19 protein-coding genes and 1 pseudogene are annotated in these 21176 nt (G+C 61.8%); 8 read left to right on the top strand and 12 right to left on the bottom strand.

What is annotated here, in order from left to right:
• Positions 1-52: 52 nt before the first annotated feature.
• On the bottom strand, positions 53-2134 hold the full coding sequence (gene glyS, locus AB5Y93_RS00940; protein WP_368228657.1) for a glycine--tRNA ligase subunit beta: 2082 nt from the start codon (positions 2132-2134) through the stop codon (positions 53-55).
• 9 nt (positions 2135-2143) lie between these two features.
• Complete coding sequence (glyQ, locus tag AB5Y93_RS00935; RefSeq protein ID WP_041212022.1) at positions 2144-3067, bottom strand: glycine--tRNA ligase subunit alpha; 924 nt, start codon at positions 3065-3067, stop codon at positions 2144-2146.
• 187 nt (positions 3068-3254) lie between these two features.
• On the opposite strand from glyQ, the gene AB5Y93_RS00930 reads away from it, so the two are divergent.
• Positions 3255-3833: a DNA-3-methyladenine glycosylase I gene (locus tag AB5Y93_RS00930; protein ID WP_368228656.1), complete on the top strand. Its 579-nt coding sequence runs from the start codon at positions 3255-3257 to the stop codon at positions 3831-3833.
• 55 nt (positions 3834-3888) lie between these two features.
• Here AB5Y93_RS00930 and AB5Y93_RS00925 read toward each other — a convergent pair whose 3' ends face one another.
• Positions 3889-4449, bottom strand: coding sequence for a cysteine hydrolase family protein (locus AB5Y93_RS00925; protein WP_368228655.1), 561 nt, complete (start codon positions 4447-4449; stop codon positions 3889-3891).
• Between the two features lie 426 nt (positions 4450-4875).
• On the opposite strand from AB5Y93_RS00925, the gene AB5Y93_RS00920 reads away from it, so the two are divergent.
• On the top strand, positions 4876-5118 hold the full coding sequence (locus AB5Y93_RS00920; protein ID WP_043156027.1) for a hypothetical protein: 243 nt from the start codon (positions 4876-4878) through the stop codon (positions 5116-5118).
• Positions 5119-5279: 161 nt separating this feature from the next.
• Complete coding sequence (locus AB5Y93_RS00915) at positions 5280-5936, top strand: OmpA family lipoprotein (protein ID WP_010672405.1); 657 nt, start codon at positions 5280-5282, stop codon at positions 5934-5936.
• Positions 5937-6081: 145 nt separating this feature from the next.
• Here AB5Y93_RS00915 and AB5Y93_RS00910 read toward each other — a convergent pair.
• The 3 genes and pseudogenes from AB5Y93_RS00910 to tusA all read right to left on the bottom strand — a co-directional run.
• Positions 6082-6171 (bottom strand): annotated as a pseudogene (locus AB5Y93_RS00910) (endoribonuclease L-PSP); the annotation flags it as partial.
• 28 nt (positions 6172-6199) lie between these two features.
• Complete coding sequence (locus tag AB5Y93_RS00905) at positions 6200-6547, bottom strand: RidA family protein (RefSeq protein ID WP_045522565.1); 348 nt, start codon at positions 6545-6547, stop codon at positions 6200-6202.
• A gap of 18 nt (positions 6548-6565) precedes the next feature.
• A complete protein-coding gene (gene tusA, locus AB5Y93_RS00900) occupies positions 6566-6811 on the bottom strand; it encodes a sulfurtransferase TusA (protein ID WP_041214136.1) in 246 nt (81 codons plus the stop codon).
• A gap of 281 nt (positions 6812-7092) precedes the next feature.
• On the opposite strand from tusA, the gene AB5Y93_RS00895 reads away from it, so the two are divergent.
• The gene (locus AB5Y93_RS00895; protein WP_010672410.1) at positions 7093-7284 is read left to right on the top strand and encodes a hypothetical protein; all 192 of its coding nucleotides are present in this window, start codon (positions 7093-7095) and stop codon (positions 7282-7284) included.
• Between the two features lie 44 nt (positions 7285-7328).
• On the opposite strand, the gene AB5Y93_RS00890 is transcribed toward AB5Y93_RS00895, so the two are convergent.
• From AB5Y93_RS00890 to AB5Y93_RS00865, 6 genes are all read right to left on the bottom strand, one after another.
• Positions 7329-8585 carry an ABC transporter substrate-binding protein gene (locus AB5Y93_RS00890; protein WP_069784354.1) on the bottom strand — a complete coding sequence of 419 codons (1257 nt, stop codon included), beginning with the start codon at positions 8583-8585 and terminating at the stop codon, positions 7329-7331.
• A 3-nt stretch (positions 8586-8588) separates the two neighbouring features.
• Positions 8589-10034 carry an ATP-binding protein gene (locus AB5Y93_RS00885; RefSeq protein WP_010672412.1) on the bottom strand — a complete coding sequence of 482 codons (1446 nt, stop codon included), beginning with the start codon at positions 10032-10034 and terminating at the stop codon, positions 8589-8591.
• A 113-nt stretch (positions 10035-10147) separates the two neighbouring features.
• A complete protein-coding gene (locus AB5Y93_RS00880) occupies positions 10148-10870 on the bottom strand; it encodes a response regulator (protein ID WP_010672413.1) in 723 nt (240 codons plus the stop codon).
• Positions 10871-11217: 347 nt separating this feature from the next.
• Complete coding sequence (gene fadA, locus AB5Y93_RS00875) at positions 11218-12381, bottom strand: acetyl-CoA C-acyltransferase FadA (protein ID WP_182976184.1); 1164 nt, start codon at positions 12379-12381, stop codon at positions 11218-11220.
• 21 nt (positions 12382-12402) lie between these two features.
• Positions 12403-14550: a fatty acid oxidation complex subunit alpha FadB gene (gene fadB / locus AB5Y93_RS00870; RefSeq protein WP_368228654.1), complete on the bottom strand. Its 2148-nt coding sequence runs from the start codon at positions 14548-14550 to the stop codon at positions 12403-12405.
• Between the two features lie 204 nt (positions 14551-14754).
• Positions 14755-16692: an acetoacetate--CoA ligase gene (locus tag AB5Y93_RS00865; RefSeq protein WP_368228653.1), complete on the bottom strand. Its 1938-nt coding sequence runs from the start codon at positions 16690-16692 to the stop codon at positions 14755-14757.
• 196 nt (positions 16693-16888) lie between these two features.
• Here AB5Y93_RS00865 and pepQ point away from each other — a divergent pair, with 196 nt between their 5' ends.
• Genes pepQ through hemG form a run of 4 tightly spaced genes read left to right on the top strand, consistent with a single transcriptional unit; the run spans position 16889 to position 20854 of the window.
• Positions 16889-18211: a Xaa-Pro dipeptidase gene (gene pepQ, locus AB5Y93_RS00860; protein WP_368228652.1), complete on the top strand. Its 1323-nt coding sequence runs from the start codon at positions 16889-16891 to the stop codon at positions 18209-18211.
• Positions 18211-18828 (top strand): YigZ family protein, encoded by a 618-nt coding sequence (locus AB5Y93_RS00855; protein ID WP_010672418.1) that lies wholly within the window; start codon positions 18211-18213, stop codon positions 18826-18828. The genes pepQ and AB5Y93_RS00855 overlap by 1 nt, the downstream gene beginning before the upstream one ends.
• 36 nt (positions 18829-18864) lie before the next feature.
• On the top strand, positions 18865-20322 hold the full coding sequence (locus AB5Y93_RS00850; RefSeq protein ID WP_048209300.1) for a TrkH family potassium uptake protein: 1458 nt from the start codon (positions 18865-18867) through the stop codon (positions 20320-20322).
• A 7-nt stretch (positions 20323-20329) separates the two neighbouring features.
• Positions 20330-20854, top strand: a complete 525-nt coding sequence (gene hemG, locus AB5Y93_RS00845; RefSeq protein ID WP_029313439.1) for a menaquinone-dependent protoporphyrinogen IX dehydrogenase — start codon at positions 20330-20332, stop codon at positions 20852-20854.
• Positions 20855-21176 lie beyond the last annotated feature (322 nt).

Raw genomic sequence — 21176 nt, 5'->3', positions numbered from 1 at the left:
AATAAAACGGCACCTCTCGGTGCCGTTTTATTTCCACTGACCCCAACCAAGATCACTGCAGCAGTGAGATATCCGCGACTTGCAGGAACAGGTTGCGCAGGTTGTTCAGCAGTGCCAGACGGTTGGCCTTGAGGGCTTCGTCGTCGGCCATCACCATCACCTCGTTGAAGAAGGTGTCGACCGGCTCGCGCAGGGCGGCTAGACGGGTGAGGGCAGCCTGATAGTCACCGGCAGCGAACAGCGGGGCCAGTTCGGCTTGCAGTTCGGCAACCTGGGTGGCCAGCGCCTTCTCGGCGGCATCGACCAGCAGTTCCGGTTTGACGGCAGTCGGCAGTTCGCCTTCGACCTTGGCCAGAATGTTGCTCACGCGCTTGTTGGCGGCAGCCAGAGCCAGTGCGGCATCCAGCGTGCGGAAGTGGCTGACGGCCTTGACGCGACGATCGAAGTCGAGCGGACGGGTCGGGCGGCGGGCCAGTACGGCCAGCACCACGTCGGCACCGATGCCTTCGTCCTGATAGGCGGCGCGGAAGCGGCCCAGCATAAAGTCGACCACGTCGGTGACGACGGTTTTGTTGGTCAGCTTGTCGCCGTAGACGCGTACCGCTTCTTCAACCAGTTCAACCAGATCCAGATCCAGCTGCTTCTCGGTCATGATGCGCAGGGCACCGATGGCGGCGCGGCGCAGGGCGAACGGGTCCTTGTCACCCTTCGGCAGCATGCCGATGCCGAAGATACCGGCCAGGGTATCGAACTTGTCGGCCAGCGCGACGGCGCAGGCAACCAGACCGGACGGCAGGGCATCACCGGCAAAGCGCGGCATGTACTGCTCGTTGAGGGCCACGGCCACTGCTTCGTCTTCGCCATCGTGACGGGCGTAGTGCATCCCCATGACACCCTGGGTGTCGGTGAACTCGCCGACCATGTTGGTCATCAGGTCACACTTGGAGAGCAGGCCGGCACGGCGGGCCTGAGTCACGACGGCATTATCGCCACCACTGATACGCTCGGCGATAAAGCCGGCGACGGTCTCGATGCGCTCGACCTTGGCCTTGACGGTGCCCAGCTGTTGCTGGAACAGCACGGTTTCGAGGCGCGGCAGGCGGGAGGCCAGGGTCTGCTTGAGGTCGGTCTTGAAGAAGAACTCGGCGTCAGAGAGACGGGGGCGAACCACCTTCTCGTTGCCGCTGATGATCTGGCTCGGGTCTTTGGACTCGATGTTGGTGACGAAGATGAACTTCGGCAGCAGCTTGCCGTTCTTGTCGTAGACCGGGAAGTACTTCTGGTCACCCTTCATGGTGTGCACCAGCGCTTCAGCCGGCACGGCCAGGAACTTCTCTTCGAAGTTGGCGGTCAGCACCACCGGCCACTCGACCAGGGCGGTCACTTCTTCCAGCAGGGCGTCGTCCAGATCGGCTACGCCACCGAAGGCGGCAGCGGCCGCTTCGACGTCAGCCTTGATCTTGGCCTTGCGGGCCATGAAGTCGGCAATCACCATGCCGCGCTCCTGCAGGATCTGCGGGTACTGGCTGGCGTTGTCGATGGTGATCTCGCTCTCGCCCATAAAGCGGTGACCGCGGATGGTGCGGGCAGAGTCGATACCCAGAATGTGGGCGGGGACCAGATCCCCATCCAGCAGCAGGGTCACGGTGAAGACCGGACGCACGAACTGGATGGTCTTGTCGCCCCAGCGCATCATCTTCGGGATCGGCAGCTTGGCCAGTGCAGAGGCAACCAGCTCACCCAGCAGATCGACAGCCGGACGGCCTTCGACCTTGGCGGTGTGAACCAGCCACTCGCCCTTGTCGGTGACCAGACGCTCGGCCTGCTCAACGGTGATGCCGTTGCCACGGGCCCAGCCTTCGGCAGCCTTGGTCGGCTTGCCTTCGGCATCGAACGCCTGAGCCACGGCCGGACCGCGCTTCTCGACGCTCTTGCTCGGCTGCTCGCCGGCCAGCTCGCTCACTTTCAGCGCCAGACGGCGCGGTGAGGCAAACCACTCGACGTCGCCGAAGGCCAGATCGGCCTTGGTCAGTTCGGCTTTGAAGTTGTCGGCAAAGGCTTCGGCCAGGGAGCGCAGGGCTTTGGGCGGCAGCTCAGCAGTACCGATCTCTACCAGAAATGTATGTTGTGCCATGTCCGTTCCTTAACCTTGCTTGTTCTCTGTGCGCTGACACATGGGGAAACCCAGCGCTTCGCGGGAGGCGTAGTATGCCTCTGCCACGGCCTTGGTCAGGGTGCGAATGCGCAGGATGTAGCGCTGACGCTCGGTGACCGAGATGGCCTTGCGGGCATCCAGCAGGTTGAAGGAGTGAGCGGCTTTGAGGATGCGCTCGTAGGCAGGCAGCGGCAGCGGTTTTTCCAGTGCCAGCAGATTCTGGGCTTCCTTCTCGTACTGCTCGAAGCAGTGGAACAGGAACTCCACGTCGGCGTGTTCGAAGTTGTAGGTGGATTGCTCCACTTCGTTCTGGTGGAACACGTCGCCGTAGGTGGTCTTGCCCAGGGGGCCGTCAGACCAGACCAGGTCGTAGACGCTGTCGACGCCCTGGATGTACATGGCCAAACGCTCGAGACCGTAGGTGATCTCGCCGGTGACCGGCTTGCACTCGAGGCCGCCAACTTGCTGGAAGTAGGTGAACTGGGTCACTTCCATGCCGTTCAGCCACACTTCCCAACCCAGACCCCAGGCACCCAGCGTCGGGTTTTCCCAGTTGTCTTCCACGAAGCGGATGTCGTGGATTTCAGGATCCATGCCCAGCTCTTTCAGGGAGCCCAGATAGAGTTCCTGAATGTTGTCGGGGGAGGGCTTGATGATCACCTGGAACTGGTAGTAGTGCTGCAGGCGGTTCGGGTTTTCACCGTAGCGGCCGTCAGTCGGACGGCGGGACGGTTGTACGTAGGCGCAGGCGATGGGCTCCGGGCCCAGGGCGCGCAGGCAGGTCATGGGGTGGGAGGTACCGGCACCCACTTCCATATCCAGCGGCTGAATGATGGTACAGCCCTGGCGGGACCAATAGTCCTGCAACTGCAGGATCAGGCCCTGAAAGGTTTTGACATCGAATTTTTGCATAGTGTTTTTCGCGCGAAATGAAATCAGAGCAAGATTTGCTGAATGTGAACCGAGGGAGTATACCGTCTGGCATGGTCGGATAATAGGCGAAATTACAGGGGATTAGTGGGGCTATGTTGCCGCTTGCCCTATGATGTCGCCGACACAAGCGGCCTGCTGATGGCCGATGAAAAACAGGGGAGAGGAAATGGAACTGCGCTGCGCCTGGGTGACCAGAGACCCGGAATACATCGAATACCATGACAAGCAGTGGGGCAGGCCGGTGTATGACGGCCGCGAGTTGTTTGCCAAGCTCTGCCTCGATGGTCAACAGGCGGGGCTGTCGTGGATCACCATCCTCAAGCGCACCGAGAGCTACCATCGCGCCTATGCGGATTTTGATCCGGTGCGCATCGTGCAGTTCGACGACCAGGATGTGGAACGGCTGATGCAGGACAGCGGCATCATCCGCAACCGGCTCAAGGTGCAGTCGATCATCAAAAACGCCCGCGCCTATCTGGCGCTGGAGGCCGAGGGTATCGACTTCGTCGAGTATCTGTGGGGCTTCGTGGGCGGCGCCCCCATCGTCAACCAGCGTCAGGGCAACGGCGACATTCCGGCGACCTCACCGGAGTCGGATGCCATGTCCAAGGCCCTCAAGAAGCGCGGCTTCACCTTCGTCGGCAGCACCATCTGCTACGCCTTCATGCAGGCGGTGGGCATGGTGAACGATCATCTGGTGACCTGCCCTTGCCACGCCGAGTGCCAGCAAGCAGCGGCGACGTGAAGGGGAAATGCACGAAGAAGGGAGGCTCAGGCCTCCCTTCTTTTTTTGCTCTGAATCAGCAGGGCTCAAGGGTGCGGCCGAGCGCCTCGCACACCTCGTCGCTGCTCATCAGCCGCACGAAGGGGCCGGCCAGGGTGGCGTTGTGATGGGCGATGATCTGGGGGGCGGTCAGTTGCGGCGTGTCCATGCAGGTATGGGCATCGCTCACCAGCACTACGGTGTAGCCGAGATCTGCCGCCGCCCGGCAGGTGGTGTCGATGCAGTACTGGGTCTTCATGCCGGTGATGATCAGGGTCTGCACGCCGTCCTCTTTCAGCCAGCCATCGAGACCGGTGCCATGGAAGGCGCTGGGGCGCAGCTTGTCGAACACCCGGTCGGCCTCGCCGACGACCAGCTCAGGCGCAAGCTGCCAGAACGGGCTGCCGGCGGCGATGGGGCTGCCGGCCGGGCCCGTGTGACGCACCGCCAGCACGGGGAGAGCGGCACTGCGGGCCGCCTGGCTCAGGCGATTGATGTTGGCCAGGGTCTCGGCCCCGGCATGGGGGGCTTCCGGGCCGTGAAGGAGGCCCACCTGGATGTCGATGATGAGCAGCGCGGGGCGGGAAAGGGACGACATGATCATGGCTCCGTGAGAAATGTCCTCCACTCTGGGGCCATGGGCTCTTATGAGACAACCCGCATATGGGGGGCTCCATTGCGCCAGACCCATGGAGCATGTTGCCGTTGCATCGGGCCAGGGGCCTTTTCGCCCCTTGGTACAGCCGGGATACAGTCACACGGGTTCACCATCGGGATCGTCATCACGAGGGAATCCCGTGTCACTGAGCGCCGCTCGCCCTCTCTCCCCCGGCCTGATCGGCTGCACTCTGGGGATGACGTTGCTCGTCAGGGCAAACACGAGGGGAAGCCGGCCCTGTGCAAGAAGGTCCGAGGCTGCACAAACGACGCCCCCGAGGGCCGAGTCTGCGCTACCGGGATCTTGCCCCTCCCCTATCATTGAAAGACGCCGGACCGGTTCAGGTTGTCTGGCGAAGGAGCCATCATGAAGAAGTCCGTATTGGCGCTGCTTGCCGCCACCGCCTTGCTGGCCGCCCTGCCTGCACAGGCCACCAAGCAGGCCCAGGAGCGCCGTGACGCCCGCGATGTGCGTCAGGATACCCGTCAGGAGTCCCGTGACGCGAAACAGGCGTGTCGTGAGGGGGTGGTGGGCAATGCCGACTGCCGCCAGGAGCATCGTGACAACAAGCAGGAGGGGCGAGACAAGGCCCGGGATATCAAATATTGATGCGGGCCCGTCCGAAGATGGCCTGCACCGGGTAAGTCGCAAGGGGCAGAGGGCGTTTTGCCCCCTGCCCATCTTCGCAATGCGCGCGTCACACTCTGGCGCCTCTCTGGGTTAGAATGCGCGGCCATTGGCTAGAGTCGTTCTTTTTCAGAGGTTTTTTCATGCATTTCAAGAAACTGGTTCCTGCACTTGCCCTGACCGTCGCCATCACTGGCTGTACCACCAACCCCTATACCGGTGAATCCCAGACCTCCAAGGGCGCCTGGGGCGCGTTGGCGGGTGCGGCGACCGGCGCAGCCGTGGGGGCGCTCTCCTCCAGCAAGGGCGACCGCAAAAAGGGCATCCTGACTGGCGTCGCCGCCGGTGCGGCCCTGGGTGGCGGTATCGGTTACTACATGGATGTGCAGGAAGCCAAGCTGCGCGAGAAGCTGCAAGGCACCGGCGTCAGCGTGACCCGCAACGGTGATCAGCTGATCCTCAACATGCCGAACAACGTTACCTTCGACAGCTCCAGCGCCCAGCTGAAAGCCGCCGGTGCCAACACCCTGTCCGGCGTGGCCCTGGTGGTTGCCGAGTTCGACAAGACCCGTCTGAACGTGGTCGGCCACACCGACAGCACCGGCTCCCGCGAGCTGAACATGAAGCTCTCCCGGGATCGCGCCGATGCCGTTGCCGCCCAGCTGATCGGCCAGGGCGTGTCCGGCAGCCGCATCGCCATCAGTGGTGTGGGCCCGGATCAGCCGGTGGCCAGCAACAGCACCGCCGAAGGCAAGGCCCAGAACCGTCGGGTGACCATCACCCTGACCCCGACCGCCTAAGCGGCCTGCGTTGCAGTCATGAAAAAGGCCCCGCCAGCGATGGCGGGGCCTTTTGCTATTCGGCGTTGTGGGCAGTGGCGCCTTGTTTTTTGCTCCCTTATCCCCTTGTGGGAGAAGGGGCGGGGATGAGGGGGATAACTGCCTATTAGATAGCCGCGGTCAGCTGCACTTCCACCTTGTAGCCCTCGTGGGCCAGACGGGCCTGTACACAGGCGCGCTCGGGGGCTGTGTCGGCATCAGGGGAGCCAGACATCCCGTTTTGCTTAGACAGCGGCAGTCAGCTGAACTTCTACCCTGTAGCCTTCGTGGGCGAGGCGGGCCTGCACGCAGGCGCGGACCGGGGCTGTGCCGGCCGGGATCCAGGCATCCCACTGCGCGTTGAAGGCGGCGATGTCTTCAATGTCCTTGAGATAGATGTTGGCCATCAGGATCCTGTCGACGCCGGAACCGTTGGCTTCCAGCAGACGCTGCAGGCTTTCCAGCACTTCACGGGTCTGCTGGTGGATGTCGGCGGTCTCGGTGGCGGGCACTTCCACCACGTAGAGGGTGCCGTTGTGGATGACCACATCAGACCAGCGCTGGGTGGTCCCGATACGGGTAATGGTTGTCATGTTTGCTCCGGTACGGGGTTATTGACCCTTGCGGATCAGGTAGCGGTAAGGGGCCTGCTCAGTCTCGCTGGCGACCAGGGTGTGGTCCATGAAGCGGCAGAAGCTGGGAATGTCACGGGTGGTGGAGGGGTCGTCGGCGCTGACCAGCAGGGTCTCCCCATCCGCCATCAGCCGCACTTTCTTGCGAACCATCATCACGGGTTCGGGGCAACGAAGCCCGATTGCGTCCAGCTCGTGGGTCGCATTGCAGAATTCAGTACTCATGAATAATCAACCTTCAGCCGCACCTTCTTGCGCGCTATCGTCACGGGTTCGGGGCAACGAAGCCCGATTGCGTCCAACTCGTGCGTTGCGCCGCAGAATAAAGCACTCATCAATAATCAACCTTCAACCAATTCGGCCAGCAATGATACTCACGGCGAAAAAATAATCAAACCACGGGGCGGTTTTGCAGCATATGCTACCAAAATGTGAACCGGCTCTACCCAGGCTTCGCTCGATGAGTAATATAAAAATTGAACCATATTCAACAAGGAGGTGTGAATATGCAGGTCTCCTACGGCAGATTGCAAGCCTACGCAGGCATGGGGTTCTTGTCGTTCGCCATGATAGTGCTGGGCAGCCCGATCGGTAATACCGGAACCTGGTTCGGCTCCATGGTGATGATAGGCCTGGGGCTCTGGATCGAGCTCAGCGACTACTACGACGAGGATGAGGACGAGAACGATCCCTCCTGAGAGCCTGGCTCTCGGCACTCAAAGGCGGACGATGTCCGCCTTTGTCATTTCTGCTCCGCGCCGGAACGGGTCGAGCGCATGGCGCGCTCCAACTGCTGCGCCGTCTGCTCGGGGTTGGCCCTGGCGTCGTTGAAGAAGCTGCTCAGCACATCCATGATCCCCTGGCGCATGTTGGTGGGCACCGCCATCCCCTCCGCCATGCTGGGCAGCAGGTTGTCCTGTTGCTCGGCGTGGAGGAAGTCCCGATAGGAGCGGATGGCGCAGCGATCGAACTTGCTCATGTCCGGCTTGATGAGCGCCGGGATGGAGCCCTTCACCCGGTTGAACGCTTCCTGGAAGCGCGGTGTCATCAACAGCCTGGCCAGCTCGCCCTGGGCCTGCAACTGGGCGGGATCCCGCTGCTTGAACATGGCGATGGAGTCGAGGTTGTAGCTGAACAGCCCCTGGCTGCCCGGGCTTGGCAGGCACTCGATATCCTCGCCGGGGCGGTAGTTGCCGGCGCTCAGCTCCCCTTTCACCCAGTCCCCCATCACCTGCATGGCGGCGCCGCCGCTCTCCAGCAGGTTGGTGGCCTGGTGCCACTTCAGGCCGGCGTATTTCTCGGGTACATAAGCGCGCAACTGCTGGAAGCGGGTCAGCACCCGCACCATGTCGGGGCCGGTCAGGGTGGCGCTGTCCTGTTCGAGGAAGGCCTTGCGATAGAAGGTCTTGCCCCCTTCGCCGAGGGCCACCGTTTCGAACAGCACCGCGATCTGCCAGGGTTCGTTACCGATGGCGAGGGGGGTGATGCCCTGCTCCTTGAGCTTGTCCGCCACCGCCACGAACTGGGCCCAGTCGGTGGGGGGCTTTAGCCCCTGTCGCTCGAATACCTTGCGGTTGAGCCACAGCCAGTTGACCCGGTGGATGCCGGTGGGGACCGCCATCAGGGCGCCGTTCTGGCTGAGTGTGTCGCGCACCATGGGGGGCAGCTGAGGGTACCAGCCGAGGTGCTCGGCCATGGGGGTGAGATCGCGCAGAAAGCCCAGGCTGCCCCACTCGTGCAGCTCGAACCCCTTGAGGTGGGCCGCCTCCGGCGGGTTTGCCGCCAGGGCCCGGCTCTTGAGCACCGTCATGGCGCTCTTGCCGCCCCCCCCCTGTACCGCGAAGTCGTTCCACTGGTTGCCCTGTTCGGCCCACTCGGACTTGAGCACTTCCACGGCCCTGGCCTCGCCGCCGGAGGTCCACCAGTGCAATACCTCCACCTGGGAGGCACAAACGGGTAGGGAGAGCAGGGCGATGACAGAAAAAGACAACCACTTCATACATTACTGCCTTGGTAGGGAGAGGGTGGCCTGCAGGCCGCCCTGGGGGCGATTTTCCAGCACCAGGTCGCCGCCGTGGGCGTGGGCTATGTTGCGGGCGATGCCAAGGCCCAGCCCGGTGCCAGCGGCATCGGTGCTGAGGCGGTAGTAGGGCTCGAAGATGCGCTCGAACTGATCGTCCGGCAGACCGGGCCCCTCGTCCATGATGAAGAGGATCAGCATCTCCTCGTCATCCATGATGATGATGCGCACCTTCTGGCCGTACTTGATGCCGTTGTCCACCAGGTTGCCGATGCAGCGCTTGAGGGCCAGCAGCTTGCCGCGATAGGGCCACTTGCAGTGGCCCTCGATGGTAAGCAGATCCTCGTGCAGGTTCATGGCCTCCGCCATCTGCTCCAGCAGGGCGTTGACGTCGATCTGCTCAAGGTTCTCGTGAATGTCCGTCTCTTTGACCGTCTGCAGCGCCCCTTTGACCATCAGCTCCAGCTCGTCCAGGTCCTTGTTGAACTTGGCGATCTGTACCTCGTCGTCCAGCAGTTCGACCCGCAGTCGCAGCCGGGTGATGGGGGTCTTGAGGTCGTGGGAGATGGAGCTGAACAGCCGCTCCCTGTCGTCGATGAAGCGGCGAATGCGCTGCTGCATGATGTTGAAGGCGCGGGTCGCCGCCACGATTTCGGAGGCACCCTCCTCCTTGAGGGACGGCTGGTCGATGTCCTTGCCGAGGTTGACCGCTGCCTTGGCGAGGCGACGCAGGGGGCGGGTCTGCCAGCGCACCAGCATGAAGGTGAAGAAGCAGAGGAAGACCGTCATCAGGGCGATGAAACGCACCTGGTTGCTCGGCATCACGGTGTCATCCAGCGTCATGTAGGGGGCGGGCAGCAGGGCCGCCAGATAGAGCCACTCCCCCGGTTCTATCTCGATCTGGGTCACCAGCACCGGCGGATTGATGGGCTCCAGGGACAGGGTGTAGCGGGCCCAGGAGGAGGGAAGATCCGCCAGCAGGGTGTCGTTGTTGAAGACGTGCAGCTCCTCGGGGCGGGAGAAGTCCACCTTGATCGCCATGGCGTCGGAGAGTTTGCGGCTGAGCACCTCCTGCACCTCTTTGAGCACCAGCGTCTTGCGCTCGCTGTCGGGGATGGCGCTGATGTGGATCTCTTCCTCGTTCAGGGAGACGAAGAAGCGGCTGCCCCCCATGTTGCGCAGCTGATCCAGGGCGATGTGGCGGTATTGCAGGGGCAGGGACTTGAAGAAGTTGACGGTGGAAGCCGCCGACAGCGCCAGGTTGCGGGTGGTGCTGAGCATGCCCTCCAGCTCCCGCTTCTGGATCTGCTGCATCCAGATGCCGGTGAGGATGGTCTGGGAGAGAAGGATGGCGAGCAGCAACAGCAGCAGCATCCGCGACAGCAGGGAGCGGGGCACCAGGGCCCGCCAGAACTTCTGCCCCGTCATGGCAGCGTGTGTCTCTTGTCGATCAGCATGGGGTGCTTACCTCTGTGCCTTGCCGTTGCCCCGTCATGGGTCTCTCTTCTGCCCGTTCAAGGTCTCGCCGCAGCGTCTGTCTGTTACGGGATCTCGTGGACTTCGGCGATCAGCATGTAGCCGCTGCCGCGAATGGTCTTGATGATGCGCGGGCTCTTGCCGTTGTCACCCAGCTTCTGGCGCAGGCGGCTGATCTGCACATCGATGCCGCGTTCCATGGGCAGGCTCTCGCGACCGCGGGTGGCGTCCGAGATGGTATCCCGGTCCAGCACCACGCCGGGCTGCTGCAGGAACATGCCGAGCAGCAGGGCATCGCTGCCGGAGAGATCCAGCAGGCTGCCATCTTCGTGGGTCAGCTGGTGGCTCAGGGTGTCCAGGGTCCACTCGGCGAAGCGCAGCCGACGGCTCGGTTCCTTCTCTTTCTCCGGCTGGCGGAATTCGGCGCGGCGCAGCAGCGCCTTGATGCGGGCCTGCAGTTCGCGCGGGCTGAACGGCTTGGCGATGTAGTCGTCGGCGCCAAGTTCCAGACCGATCACCCGGTCAGCCTCGTCGGAGGCGGCGGTGAGCATGATGATGGGTACCTGGGAGTCGCGGCGGATCTGCTGGCAGAGGGTAAAGCCGTCGTCGCCGGGCATCATGATGTCCAGAATGATGAGGTCCGGGCTGTGCTGGGCCAGTTGTTGGCGCATCTCGTTCCCTTCTGCCGCGGTCAGTACCTCGAAACCAGCCCGGGTCAGGTACTCGTTGAGCAGCTCGCGGATCTCCCGATCGTCGTCGACGATAAGCAGTTGTTTGCTCGTTGACATATGTATGTGCATCCACCCATTTTTTTGTGCAGATTGAACCTGTCGGGGGAGCAAAAAGCAAGCAAGCCCCCCCTCTAATGTGAAGTTATGGGCAATATAGCCTCAGGATTGGCCCCGATCGCAGGAAAAGAATAAAAAAGGCCGACCCAAACGGGCCGGCCAACACGCAGATTCCGACGGCAGGAGCGCACCCCGTGTGGCGCGTTCCACAGACTCGACAGCAGGGTCGGCAGGCCGACCCGGTATTCGTGATGGGGCCGCTGTGCCGGGAAGCAGGGCCGCCTTCTGTCTGTTGTTGCCGCCCCGAGGCGGCGTCCCTGACCGGTGAGCAGTCAGGGGCGATTCACTTACACCCGTTCGAACACGGTGGCGATGCCCTGACCCAGGCCGATGCACATGGTGGCGACTCCCAGGGTGGCGTCCTTCTCTTCCATCAGGTTGATCAGGGTGGTGGAGATGCGGGCACCGGAGCAGCCGAGCGGGTGACCCAGGGCGATGGCGCCACCGTTGAGGTTCACCTTCTCATCCACCAGGTCTTGCAGACCCAGATCCTTCACACAGGGGAGGGACTGGGCGGCAAACGCCTCGTTCAGCTCGAAGAGGTCGATGTCGCCGACGGTCAGCCCGGCTCGCTTGAGCGCTTTCTGGGTGGCCGGCACCGGGCCGTAACCCATGATGGCGGCGTCACAGCCGGCAATTGCCATGGCACGTACCCTGGCGCGCGGCGTGAGGCCGAGGGCCTTGGCACGGTCCGCACTCATCACCAGCATGGCGGCGGCGCCATCGGACAGGGCCGAGGAGGTGCCTGCGGTGACGGTACCGTTGACCGGGTCGAACACCGGGCGCAGCTGGCTTAAGCCATCGACCGTGGTCTCCGGGCGGATCACTTCGTCGTAGTCGTAGAAAAAGCGGGCGCCGCTGGCGTCGTGCCCTTCCAGCCCGACGATCTCCTTGGCAAAACGGCCTTCCACGGTGGCTGCGTGAGCGCGGCGGTGGGAGCGGGCGGCAAACTCGTCCTGCTGCGATCGGCTGATGCCGTGCAGCTTGCCGAGCATCTCGGCGGTCAGCCCCATCATGCCGGAGGCTTTCGCCACCGACTTGGCCATGCCGGGGTGGAAGTCGACGCCGTGGCTCATGGGCACGTGGCCCATGTGTTCGACGCCGCCGATGATGAAGATATCCCCATCACCTACCTGAATGGCGCGGGAGGCGTCGTGCAGCGCCTGCATGCTGGAGCCGCACAGGCGGTTGACGGTGACCGCCCCCACCTGCTTGGGAATGCCGGCCAGCAGCGCGGCGTTGCGGGCGATGTTGAAGCCCTGCTCCAGGGTCTGCTGTACGCAGCCCCAGTAGATATCCTCGATCTCGTTCGGGTCGAGGTTGGGGTTGCGCAGCAGGATGGATTTCATCAGGTGCGCGGACAAGTCTTCTGCACGCACGTTGCGGAAGGCGCCGCCCTTGGACCGGCCCATGGGGGTCCGGATACAGTCGACAATGACTACGTCTTTCATGAATAGATCTCCTTTCCGCAATCAGTAGAAGGTGTTGCCCTGGGCGGCCATCTCACGCAAGCGGTCGCTGACGCGGTAGAGCGGGCCCAAGTCGGCATACTGGTCGGCCATGGCCACATAGCGATCCAGACCGATAGTGTCCAGATAGCGGAACACGCCGCCGCGGAAGGGAGGGAAGCCCAGACCGTAGACCAGCGCGATGTCGGCTTCGGCTGGCGTGGCGACGATGCCCTCTTCCAGACAGAGCACCACCTCGTTGATCATCGGGATCATCATGCGGGCGATGATGGCGTCCTTGTCAAATTCCTGTTTCGGCTTGGCGATGGGGGCCAGCAGCTCGTAAGCAGCGGCGTCGGCCACTTTCTTCGGCTTGCCCTTCTTGTCCTGTTCGTAGGCGTAGAAGCCCTTGCCGTTCTTCTGACCGAAGCGGCTGGCGTCATACATTACGTCGATGGCGGTACGACCTTCCTTGCTCATGCGCGCCGGGAAACCCTGCGCCATCACGTCACCGGCGTGGTGGCCGGTGTCGATGCCGACCACGTCCAGCAGGTAGGCGGGGCCCATGGGCCAGCCGAACTCCTTCTCCATCACCTTGTCGACGGCGGCGAAGTCGGCGCCATCGGCGACCAGCTTGTTGAAGCCGAAGAAGTAGGGGAACAGCACGCGATTCACGAAGAAGCCGGGGCAGTCGTTGACCACGACCGGGGACTTGCCCATGGCTGCGGCATAGGCCACCACGCGGTTGATGGTTTCATCGGAAGTTTGCTCGCCGCGGATGATCTCCACCAGTGGCATGCGGTGCACCGGGTTGAAGAAGTGCATGCCGCAGAAATTCTCGGGGCGCTTCAGTCCCTTGGCCAGCAGGGAGATGGGGATGGTGGAGGTGTTGCTGGCGAGCACGGCGTCTTCGCCGATGATCCCTTCCACTTCACTCAGCACGGCCGCCTTCACTTTCGGGTTCTCGACCACGGCTTCGACCACCACGTCCACATGCTTGACGTTGTCATAGCTGAGGGTCGGCGTGATGGCGGAGAGCACCTGGCCCATCTTGATGCCGTCGATGCGACCGCGCTCGAGCTGGCCGTTGAGCAGCTTGGTGGCCTCATTCATGCCAAGTGCCAGCGCCTTCTCGTTGATGTCCTTCATCACCGCCGGGATGCCTTTGCTGGCAGACTGGTAGGCGATGCCACCCCCCATGATGCCGGCACCCAGTACGGCGGCGTGGCCGGTGGCCTTGTTTGCCTGCTTGGCGGCCTTCTTGGCCAGCGCCTTGATGTGCTGATCGTTCAAGAAGATACCGACCAGCGCCTTGGCGACATCGGTCTTGGCCAGCTTGATGAAACCCTGTGCCTCGACGGCCAGCGCCTCGTCACGGCTCATGCCGGCAGCGGCTTCGACGGTTTTCACCGCGGTCATCGGCGCCGGGTAATGTTTGCCCGCCACGGCGGCAACCATGCCGGCGGCGGTGGTGAAGCTCATCATGGCTTCCAGTTTGGAGAGGCGCAGCGGGGCCTTCTTGGCGGCGCGGCGGCCCTGCCAGTCCAGCTTGCCCTTGATCGCGTCCTTGATCATCTGCACGGCGGCGCTGTGCAGCGCGTCGGGGGCGACCACGGCATCGATGGCACCCACCTTGAGGGCGTCATCGGCACGGTAATCCTTGCCGGTGGTGATCCACTCCAGTGCGTTGTCGGCACCGATCACCCGCGGCAGACGGACGGTGCCGCCAAAGCCCGGCATGATGCCGAGCTTGGTCTCGGGCAGGCCGATTTTGGCTGTGGTATCAGCCAGGCGGAAATCGGTGGAGAGAATAGTCTCGCAGCCGCCACCCAGGGCGTGACCCTTGATGGCAGAGAGGGTCGGCACCGGCAGATCTTCGATGGCGTTGAAGATGTCGTTGGCCTTTTTCAGCCAGCCGAGCAGGTCTTCTTGCGGCAGATCGAACAGTTCCAGGAATTCGGTGATGTCGGCGCCGACGATGAAAGCGTCTTTGCCGGAGGTGAGGATCAGACCCTTCAAATCGGCTTGTTGCTGTAATGCGGCGATCGCTTCGCTCAGGGAGAGCAGGGTAGCGCGATCCAGCTTGTTGACTGAACCCGGGGCATCGAACCTCAGCTCGGCAATGCCGTCTTCGAGGTAGCTGACCGTCAGGGTTTCGCCTTGGTAGATCATGAGAGTGTCTCCTTGTTCCCACTCTGTGGGGAATGGTGCTCCTTTATCCCCAGCAGGGGGCGAGGCTCACTATTGATCCAAAAGGAGACATTTTCAACACCTATTTAAAACATTTGTTTAACAGTTATCGAGTAAAAGCTCTTCATCACAAAACGGGCAAAAAAGAGGCGCCTTGCGGCGCCTCCGATGGAGATGAGCGTGGTATCAGCTAGCCAGTTCCGGCCGGTTGCGATACTGGTTCAAGACCTCGGGATCGGCGAGGGCGTGGGTGTTGTTGACGGGGCGGTTGTGCACCACTTCCCGCACCGCCAGCTCCACTATCTTGCCGGACTTGGTGCGGGGGATGGCATCCACCTGCAGGATGCGGGCAGGCACATGACGGGCGGTGCAGTGCCGCTTGATCTGCTGGCAGATCCGCTCACGCAGCCCGTCGTCCAGCTTGCAACCCGCCTTGAGCTTGACGAACAGCACCACCCGCTCGTCCTGTTTCCATTGCTGGCCGATGACGATGCTCTCCTCCACCTCGTCGAGTTGTTCCACATAGCGGTAGATCTCGCTGGTGCCGATGCGCACGCCGCCCGGGTTGAGGGTCGCGTCGGAGCGGCCGTAGAACAGAATGCCGCCAGTCGGGGTCAGCTCGATCCAGTCCCCGTGGCACCAGATGTTGTCGAACCGCTCGAAGTAGGCGGCGTGGTATTTGTCGCCGTTCTCATCACCCCAGAAGTAGATGGGCTGGGCCGGGAAAGGCTTGGTGCAGACCAGTTCGCCCTTTTCCCCCAGCACCGGCTGGCCCGCCTCGTTGAATACCTGCACCGCGAGACCAAGGCCGCGCCCCTGGCTCTCGCCGCGATAGACGGGGCTCAAGGGGTTGCCGATGACGAAGCAGGAGCAGATGTCGGTGCCGCCAGAGATGGAGCTGAGCTGCACATCCGGCTTTATCTGCTGGTAAACGTAGTCAAACCCCTCCGGCGACAGCACGGATCCGGTGCTGCAGATGAGGCGCAAGGCAGGCAGGTCGTGGGTATTGATGGGGGCATAACCCTGTTTGTGCAGCGCATCGAGATACTTGGCCGAGGTGCCGAACAGGGCGACCTCTTCGTCCCGTGCCAGATCCCATAACACGTTGCCATCCGGGTAGAAGGGGGAACCATCGTAGAGCACCAGGGTGGCGCCGGAGGCGAGGGCGCTCACCAGCCAGTTCCACATCATCCAGCCACAGGTGGTGAAGTAGAAGATGCGCTCCCCCGGCTTGATGTCGCAGTGTAACTGGTGCTCTTTCAGGTGTTGCAGCAGGGTGCCGCCAATGCCGTGCACGATGCACTTGGGTTTGCCGGTGGTGCCGGAGGAGTAGAGGATATAGAGCGGGTCATTGAAAGCCATGGGCTCGAAGGCGAGCTGGGTGTCATGCTGGCTTGCCAGCAATTGCTGCCAGTTGTGACCAAGCTGCAGCGGGTTGCCGAGCAGAGGGATCATCACCGTCTGCTCTATGCTGTCGAGCTGACCGACGACGCTGGCCACCTTGTCCTGAATGTCGATGGCCTTGCCGCCGTAGCGGTAGCCATCCACCGCGAACAGCACCCTGGGACGGGTCTGGCCGAAGCGCTCCACCACGCTGGCCTCGCCAAAATCGGGACTGGTGGAGGTCCAGATCGCGCCGAGGCTGGTGGTTGCCAGCATGGCCACCACGGTTTCCGGGATATTGGGCAGGTAGGCTGCGACCACATCACCTCGGCCTATGCCCTGGCTGCGAAGCCACTGGGTCAGGCGGGCGACCTGATCTGCCAGCTCATGCCAGCTCAGGGTCCGGCTTGGGCCCCCTTCGATGCGGGAGATAATGGCCGGGCTCTCATCCTGACGGCGCAGCAGGTTCTCGGCGAAGTTGAGCTGGCTGTCGGGGAACCAGCGGGCACGCTGCATATCCTGGCGGTTCTCCGCCACAATGTTGCCAAGCTCGCCCTTGACGCCGCAGTGCTGCCACACCAGGGGCCAGAAGCGGGTGGTCTTCTCCACCGACCATTGATACAGGTCGGCATAGCTGCGCAGTTGCAGACCATGGAAGTGATTGACCTCGGCCATGAACTGGTGGAGGTTGGAGTGCTGCATCCTGTCCTGATCCGGTGTCCACAGACAAAGGTTTTGCATGAGTCGTTCCTGACGGCTGATATCTACTGTCTGTGGGCAGTGTATTGAATTGTTCTTTGTTTGTTAATTGCCTGTTTTATCTTAATAACAAAAAGCCTGTAACCTATGCGTTACCTCACGAAGCGAAAGCCGGGTGGCTCGAGCCTTGATTCGCTTGATGTTATGCTGAAGTCACATTCGCCCGGAGCAGGACGCCATGAGCAGTTACAGCCAACTTTTTGCCCAGCATCTCGACACCCTTCAGCAGCGTACCCGCGACATCCTGCAACAACAGGGTCTTGGCGGTCTCGCTATCCACTCCGGCCAGACTCATCGTATCTTCCTCGATGATCAGGATTATCCCTTCAAGGTGAATCCCCAGTTCAAGGCCTGGCTGCCGGTGCTGGACAACCCTCACTGCTGGTTGCTGGTGGATGGCGTGAGCAAGCCGGTGCTGCTGTTCTACCGGCCGGTGGACTTTTGGCACAAGGTGGCGGAGTTGCCCAACGCCTTCTGGGTCGACTTCTTCGACATTCGCTTCCTGACTCGCCCGGAGCAGGTTGCCGATCACCTGCCGGCCAACAAGCAGGAGTGGGCCTATCTGGGCGGCCATCTGGAAGTGGCCGAGCTGCTGGGACTGGGCCAGCCCAATCCGGAGGCGGTCCTCAACTACCTGCACTACCACCGTGCCTACAAGACGTCCTATGAGCTGGAATGTCTTCGCGATGCCAACCGCATCGGCGTGCGCGGCCACATCGCTGCCAAGGACTCCTTCATGGCGGGGGCGAGCGAGTTCGAGATCAACCTGGCCTACATGAAGGCGGTCGGACAGGGGGCCAATGAGGCGCCCTACGGCAACATTGTTGCCATCAACCGCAATGCGGCCATCCTGCACTACACCCATCTCTCCACCCAGCGGGTGCCCGATGCGGAGCGGTACTCCTTCCTCATCGATGCCGGAGTGGACGTGCACGGTTATGCCTCCGACATTACCCGGACCTGGGCCTGGCGCCGCGGTGAGTTCGCCGATCTGATTGCTGCGCTGGATGCACAGCAACAGGAGATCATCGACGAGATCAAGCCGGGCCGCCGCTACAGCGAGCTGCACCTGCAGATGCACCACAGGCTGGCGCGCCTGCTGCAAGCCACCGAACTGGTAGACATGTCGGTGGACGAGATGATCCACACCGGGGTGACCAATGTCTTCTTCCCCCACGGTCTCGGCCACTTCCTCGGCCTGCAGGTACACGATGTCGGCGGCTTCATGCAGGATGAGCGCGGCACCCACCTGGCGGCCCCCGAGCAGTTCCCTTATCTGCGCTGCACCCGGGTGATGGAAGTGGGCCAGGTCTTCACCATAGAGCCGGGTCTCTACTTCATCGACAGCCTGCTGGAGCCGCTGCGCCAGGGTGAGCAGGGCAAGCGGGTCAACTGGAACAAGGTGGAGGCGCTGCGTCCCTATGGTGGCATTCGCATCGAGGACAACGTGGTGCTGCATGCCAACGGGGTGGAGAACCTGACCAGACAAGCAGGGCTCTGATGGCGACGGATTACCCCATACCGGCAGCCCCACTGGAGGTGAGCGAAGAGATCAAGAAGAGCCGCTTCATTACCTACATCGCCCACACTCCGACCGTCGAGGCCGCCAAGGCCTGGATAGACGAGATCAAACAGCAACACCCGGGAGCCCGGCATCACTGCTGGGCTTTTGTCGCCGGCGCCCCGCAAGACAGCCAGGTTTATGGTTTCAGTGATGATGGCGAACCCTCGGGCACAGCGGGCAAACCCATGCTGGCCCAGTTGATGGGGGCCGGTCTGGGTGAAGTCGCCGCCGTGGTGGTGCGCTATTACGGTGGCGTGCTGCTGGGGACCGGTGGCCTGGTGAAGGCCTATGGCGGTGGTGTGGGGGCAGCACTCAAGCAACTTGAAACCTGTATCAAGCGTCAGCTGACCTCTTCCGTGATCCAGTGTGACTACACCGACATGGGGGCCGTGGAGTCCCTCATCTCTGCCCATCAAGGGCAGTTGCTGGTGGCCGATTATGGTGCCAGCGTCACCCTTCAGGTAGCGTGGGAGTCTGCGCTCTGGGCCCGTATCGCACAGGAATTGACCGACCGGACCCAGGGTCGGGTATCCCTTCGTCCCTTAGATGGCTAGAATCCATCGCTCTTTTAGTCTGAAGAGGGAGCCGGAATGCAGATTCTGAGCATCATTCGTATCGTCGGTCTGCTGGTTGCCCTGTTCAGCTCGACCATGCTGCTGCCCGCGATGGTCGCTTTTGGGTATCGTGATGGCGGTGGTACCGAGTTCGTCAACTCCTTCGTCATAGCCCTCCTGCTCGGCCTCCTGCTCTGGTTCCCCAACCGCCACCAGAAAAAGGAACTCAGGTCCAAGGAAGGCTTCCTCATCGTGGTGCTGTTCTGGGTGGTGCTGGGGAGCGTGGGGGCCGTCCCCTTCATCATCAGCGACGTGCCGAACATGTCGGTCTCGGAGGCATTTTTCGAGTCGTTTTCCGGCCTGACTACCACGGGCGCAACGGTGCTGACCGGGCTGGACAATCTGCCCAAGGCGTTTCTCTTCTACCGCCAGCTGCTGCAATGGCTCGGTGGCATGGGGATCATCGTGCTGGCGGTGGCCGTGCTGCCACTGCTGGGTATCGGGGGCATGCAGCTCTATCGCGCCGAGATCCCGGGGCCCGTCAAGGACAACAAGGTGACCCCGCGCATCGCCGAGACGGCCAAGGCGCTCTGGTTCATCTATCTGTTGCTGACCTCCCTGTGCGCTCTCGCGTACTGGATGGCGGGAATGACGTTGTTCGATGCCATCTGCCACTCCTTCTCCACCTTGTCGGTTGGGGGGTTCTCGACCCACGACGCCAGCATCGGATTCTTCGACAGCCCGGCCATCAACCTGATCACAGTGGTGTTCCTGTTGCTGGCGAGCGTCAACTTCGCGCTTCACTTCATGGTGTTTGCCCATAAGCCGGTGCGCGTGAGCAGCTATCTGCGGGACTCGGAGCTCAAAGTGTTTCTGAGCATCCAATGCGTGCTGGTGCTGATCTGTTTCGTCTCTCTGCTGTTCCACGGTCATTACGCCACCTGGCAGGAGGCGCTCAACCATGGTCTGTTCCAGGCGGTGTCGCTGGGCACGACCACCGGCTACAGCACGACCAGCTATGCGGAGTGGCCCTCCTTTCTGCCCATGCTGTTGATGTTCTCCGCCTTCATCGGCTGTTGTGCTGGCAGTACCGGGGGGGGCATCAAGGTGATGCGCTTCATGATCCTGTTCCTGCAGGGGATGCGTGAACTCAAACGGCTGGTGCATCCGCGGGCCATCTACACCTTGAAGCTGGGGCGGCGTGCCGTACCGGAACGGATCGTGGAAGCGGTCTGGGGCTACTTTGCCACCTACATCATCCTGTTCTTCATCTTCATGTTGTTGCTGCTGATGACGGGGCTGAACGAAGTGACGGCCTTCTCCGCCGTGGCTGCGGCATTCACCAACGTGGGGCCGGGTCTGGGGGAGGTGTCGGCCAATTTCGGCAATATCTCGGCCACAGCACAGTGGATATTAATCGTGGCCATGTTGTTTGGTCGATTGGAAATCTTCACACTTCTGGTACTGTTTACTCCTGCATTCTGGCGTAGTTGAGGTTGGTATGGACAAGATTTTGGTGCTTTATTCTTCCCGGGACGGGCAAACGCGGAAAATCGTGGATGTCATGCTGGAGGAAATATCAGGATGCGAAGTGGTGATGCACGACCTGCACACCCTGCCCATGTGCAACCTCAGCAAGTATGCCAAGGTGTTGATTGGCGCTTCCATTCGCTACGGTAACTTCCACCCCAGCCTGCTTAGCTTCATACACGCACATCATGAACAGTTGGAAGTAGCCAATGCGGCGTTCTTCTGCGTGAACCTGACGGCACGCAAGCCCGAGAAGCAGACGCCGCAGACCAACGCCTACATGAAGAAGTTTCTGCGCCTATCTCCCTGGAAGCCCAAAACTCTGGGGGTGTTTGCCGGGGCATTGCAGTACTCCCGTTACAACTGGTGGCAGACCCGCATCATTCAGTTGATCATGAAGATCACCGGGGGCAGCACGGATACCAGCAAGGATCTGGAATTCACCGACTGGGACAAGGTGCGCGGCTTTGCCCGTGAGTTCTGGTCAAAAAAGTAACAGTGACGTCATTCAGAGCGGCCAGAGCCCTGCGTAAGCAGGGCTTTTTGTTTGATAAGTAGGCGTTCGAGCAATAAAACGGTAAAAAGGACTATTTTTCGCAGAATAGCCCTTGTCATCCCGGCGCGGCTCCCTATAATGCGCCCCTACCAGCACGGCGGACCACGCCGAACTGATGAGCTAGCCTCCTGGTGAGGTGGGCGCCGAAAGAAAAGCGAAAACAACCTCTTGACTTTCGAAGTGAGGAGCGTAAGATGCGCCTCCTCAACGCGATAAGCGTGACGCTCTTTAACAATTTGAATCAAGCAATCTGTGTGGGCAC

Source organism: Aeromonas sp. R10-1 (genome assembly GCF_040908465.1).
Classification (GTDB): Bacteria; Pseudomonadota; Gammaproteobacteria; order Enterobacterales; family Aeromonadaceae; genus Aeromonas; species Aeromonas caviae.
The sequence above is the reverse complement of the archived record's forward strand: the minus strand, read 5'-3'. Positions and strand labels throughout refer to the sequence as shown.

Coding starts and splice junctions, on each gene's coding strand:
- glyS (WP_368228657.1), bottom strand. CDS start 2,134: ATGGCACAACATACATTTCTGGTAGAGATCGGTACTGCTGAGCTGCCG.
- glyQ (WP_041212022.1), bottom strand. CDS start 3,067: ATGCAAAAATTCGATGTCAAAACCTTTCAGGGCCTGATCCTGCAGTTG.
- AB5Y93_RS00930 (WP_368228656.1), top strand. CDS start 3,255: ATGGAACTGCGCTGCGCCTGGGTGACCAGAGACCCGGAATACATCGAA.
- AB5Y93_RS00925 (WP_368228655.1), bottom strand. CDS start 4,449: ATGTCGTCCCTTTCCCGCCCCGCGCTGCTCATCATCGACATCCAGGTG.
- AB5Y93_RS00920 (WP_043156027.1), top strand. CDS start 4,876: ATGAAGAAGTCCGTATTGGCGCTGCTTGCCGCCACCGCCTTGCTGGCC.
- AB5Y93_RS00915 (WP_010672405.1), top strand. CDS start 5,280: ATGCATTTCAAGAAACTGGTTCCTGCACTTGCCCTGACCGTCGCCATC.
- AB5Y93_RS00905 (WP_045522565.1), bottom strand. CDS start 6,547: ATGACAACCATTACCCGTATCGGGACCACCCAGCGCTGGTCTGATGTG.
- tusA (WP_041214136.1), bottom strand. CDS start 6,811: ATGAGTACTGAATTCTGCAATGCGACCCACGAGCTGGACGCAATCGGG.
- AB5Y93_RS00895 (WP_010672410.1), top strand. CDS start 7,093: ATGCAGGTCTCCTACGGCAGATTGCAAGCCTACGCAGGCATGGGGTTC.
- AB5Y93_RS00890 (WP_069784354.1), bottom strand. CDS start 8,585: ATGAAGTGGTTGTCTTTTTCTGTCATCGCCCTGCTCTCCCTACCCGTT.
- AB5Y93_RS00885 (WP_010672412.1), bottom strand. CDS start 10,034: ATGACGGGGCAGAAGTTCTGGCGGGCCCTGGTGCCCCGCTCCCTGCTG.
- AB5Y93_RS00880 (WP_010672413.1), bottom strand. CDS start 10,870: ATGTCAACGAGCAAACAACTGCTTATCGTCGACGACGATCGGGAGATC.
- fadA (WP_182976184.1), bottom strand. CDS start 12,381: ATGAAAGACGTAGTCATTGTCGACTGTATCCGGACCCCCATGGGCCGG.
- fadB (WP_368228654.1), bottom strand. CDS start 14,550: ATGATCTACCAAGGCGAAACCCTGACGGTCAGCTACCTCGAAGACGGC.
- AB5Y93_RS00865 (WP_368228653.1), bottom strand. CDS start 16,692: ATGCAAAACCTTTGTCTGTGGACACCGGATCAGGACAGGATGCAGCAC.
- pepQ (WP_368228652.1), top strand. CDS start 16,889: ATGAGCAGTTACAGCCAACTTTTTGCCCAGCATCTCGACACCCTTCAG.
- AB5Y93_RS00855 (WP_010672418.1), top strand. CDS start 18,211: ATGGCGACGGATTACCCCATACCGGCAGCCCCACTGGAGGTGAGCGAA.
- AB5Y93_RS00850 (WP_048209300.1), top strand. CDS start 18,865: ATGCAGATTCTGAGCATCATTCGTATCGTCGGTCTGCTGGTTGCCCTG.
- hemG (WP_029313439.1), top strand. CDS start 20,330: ATGGACAAGATTTTGGTGCTTTATTCTTCCCGGGACGGGCAAACGCGG.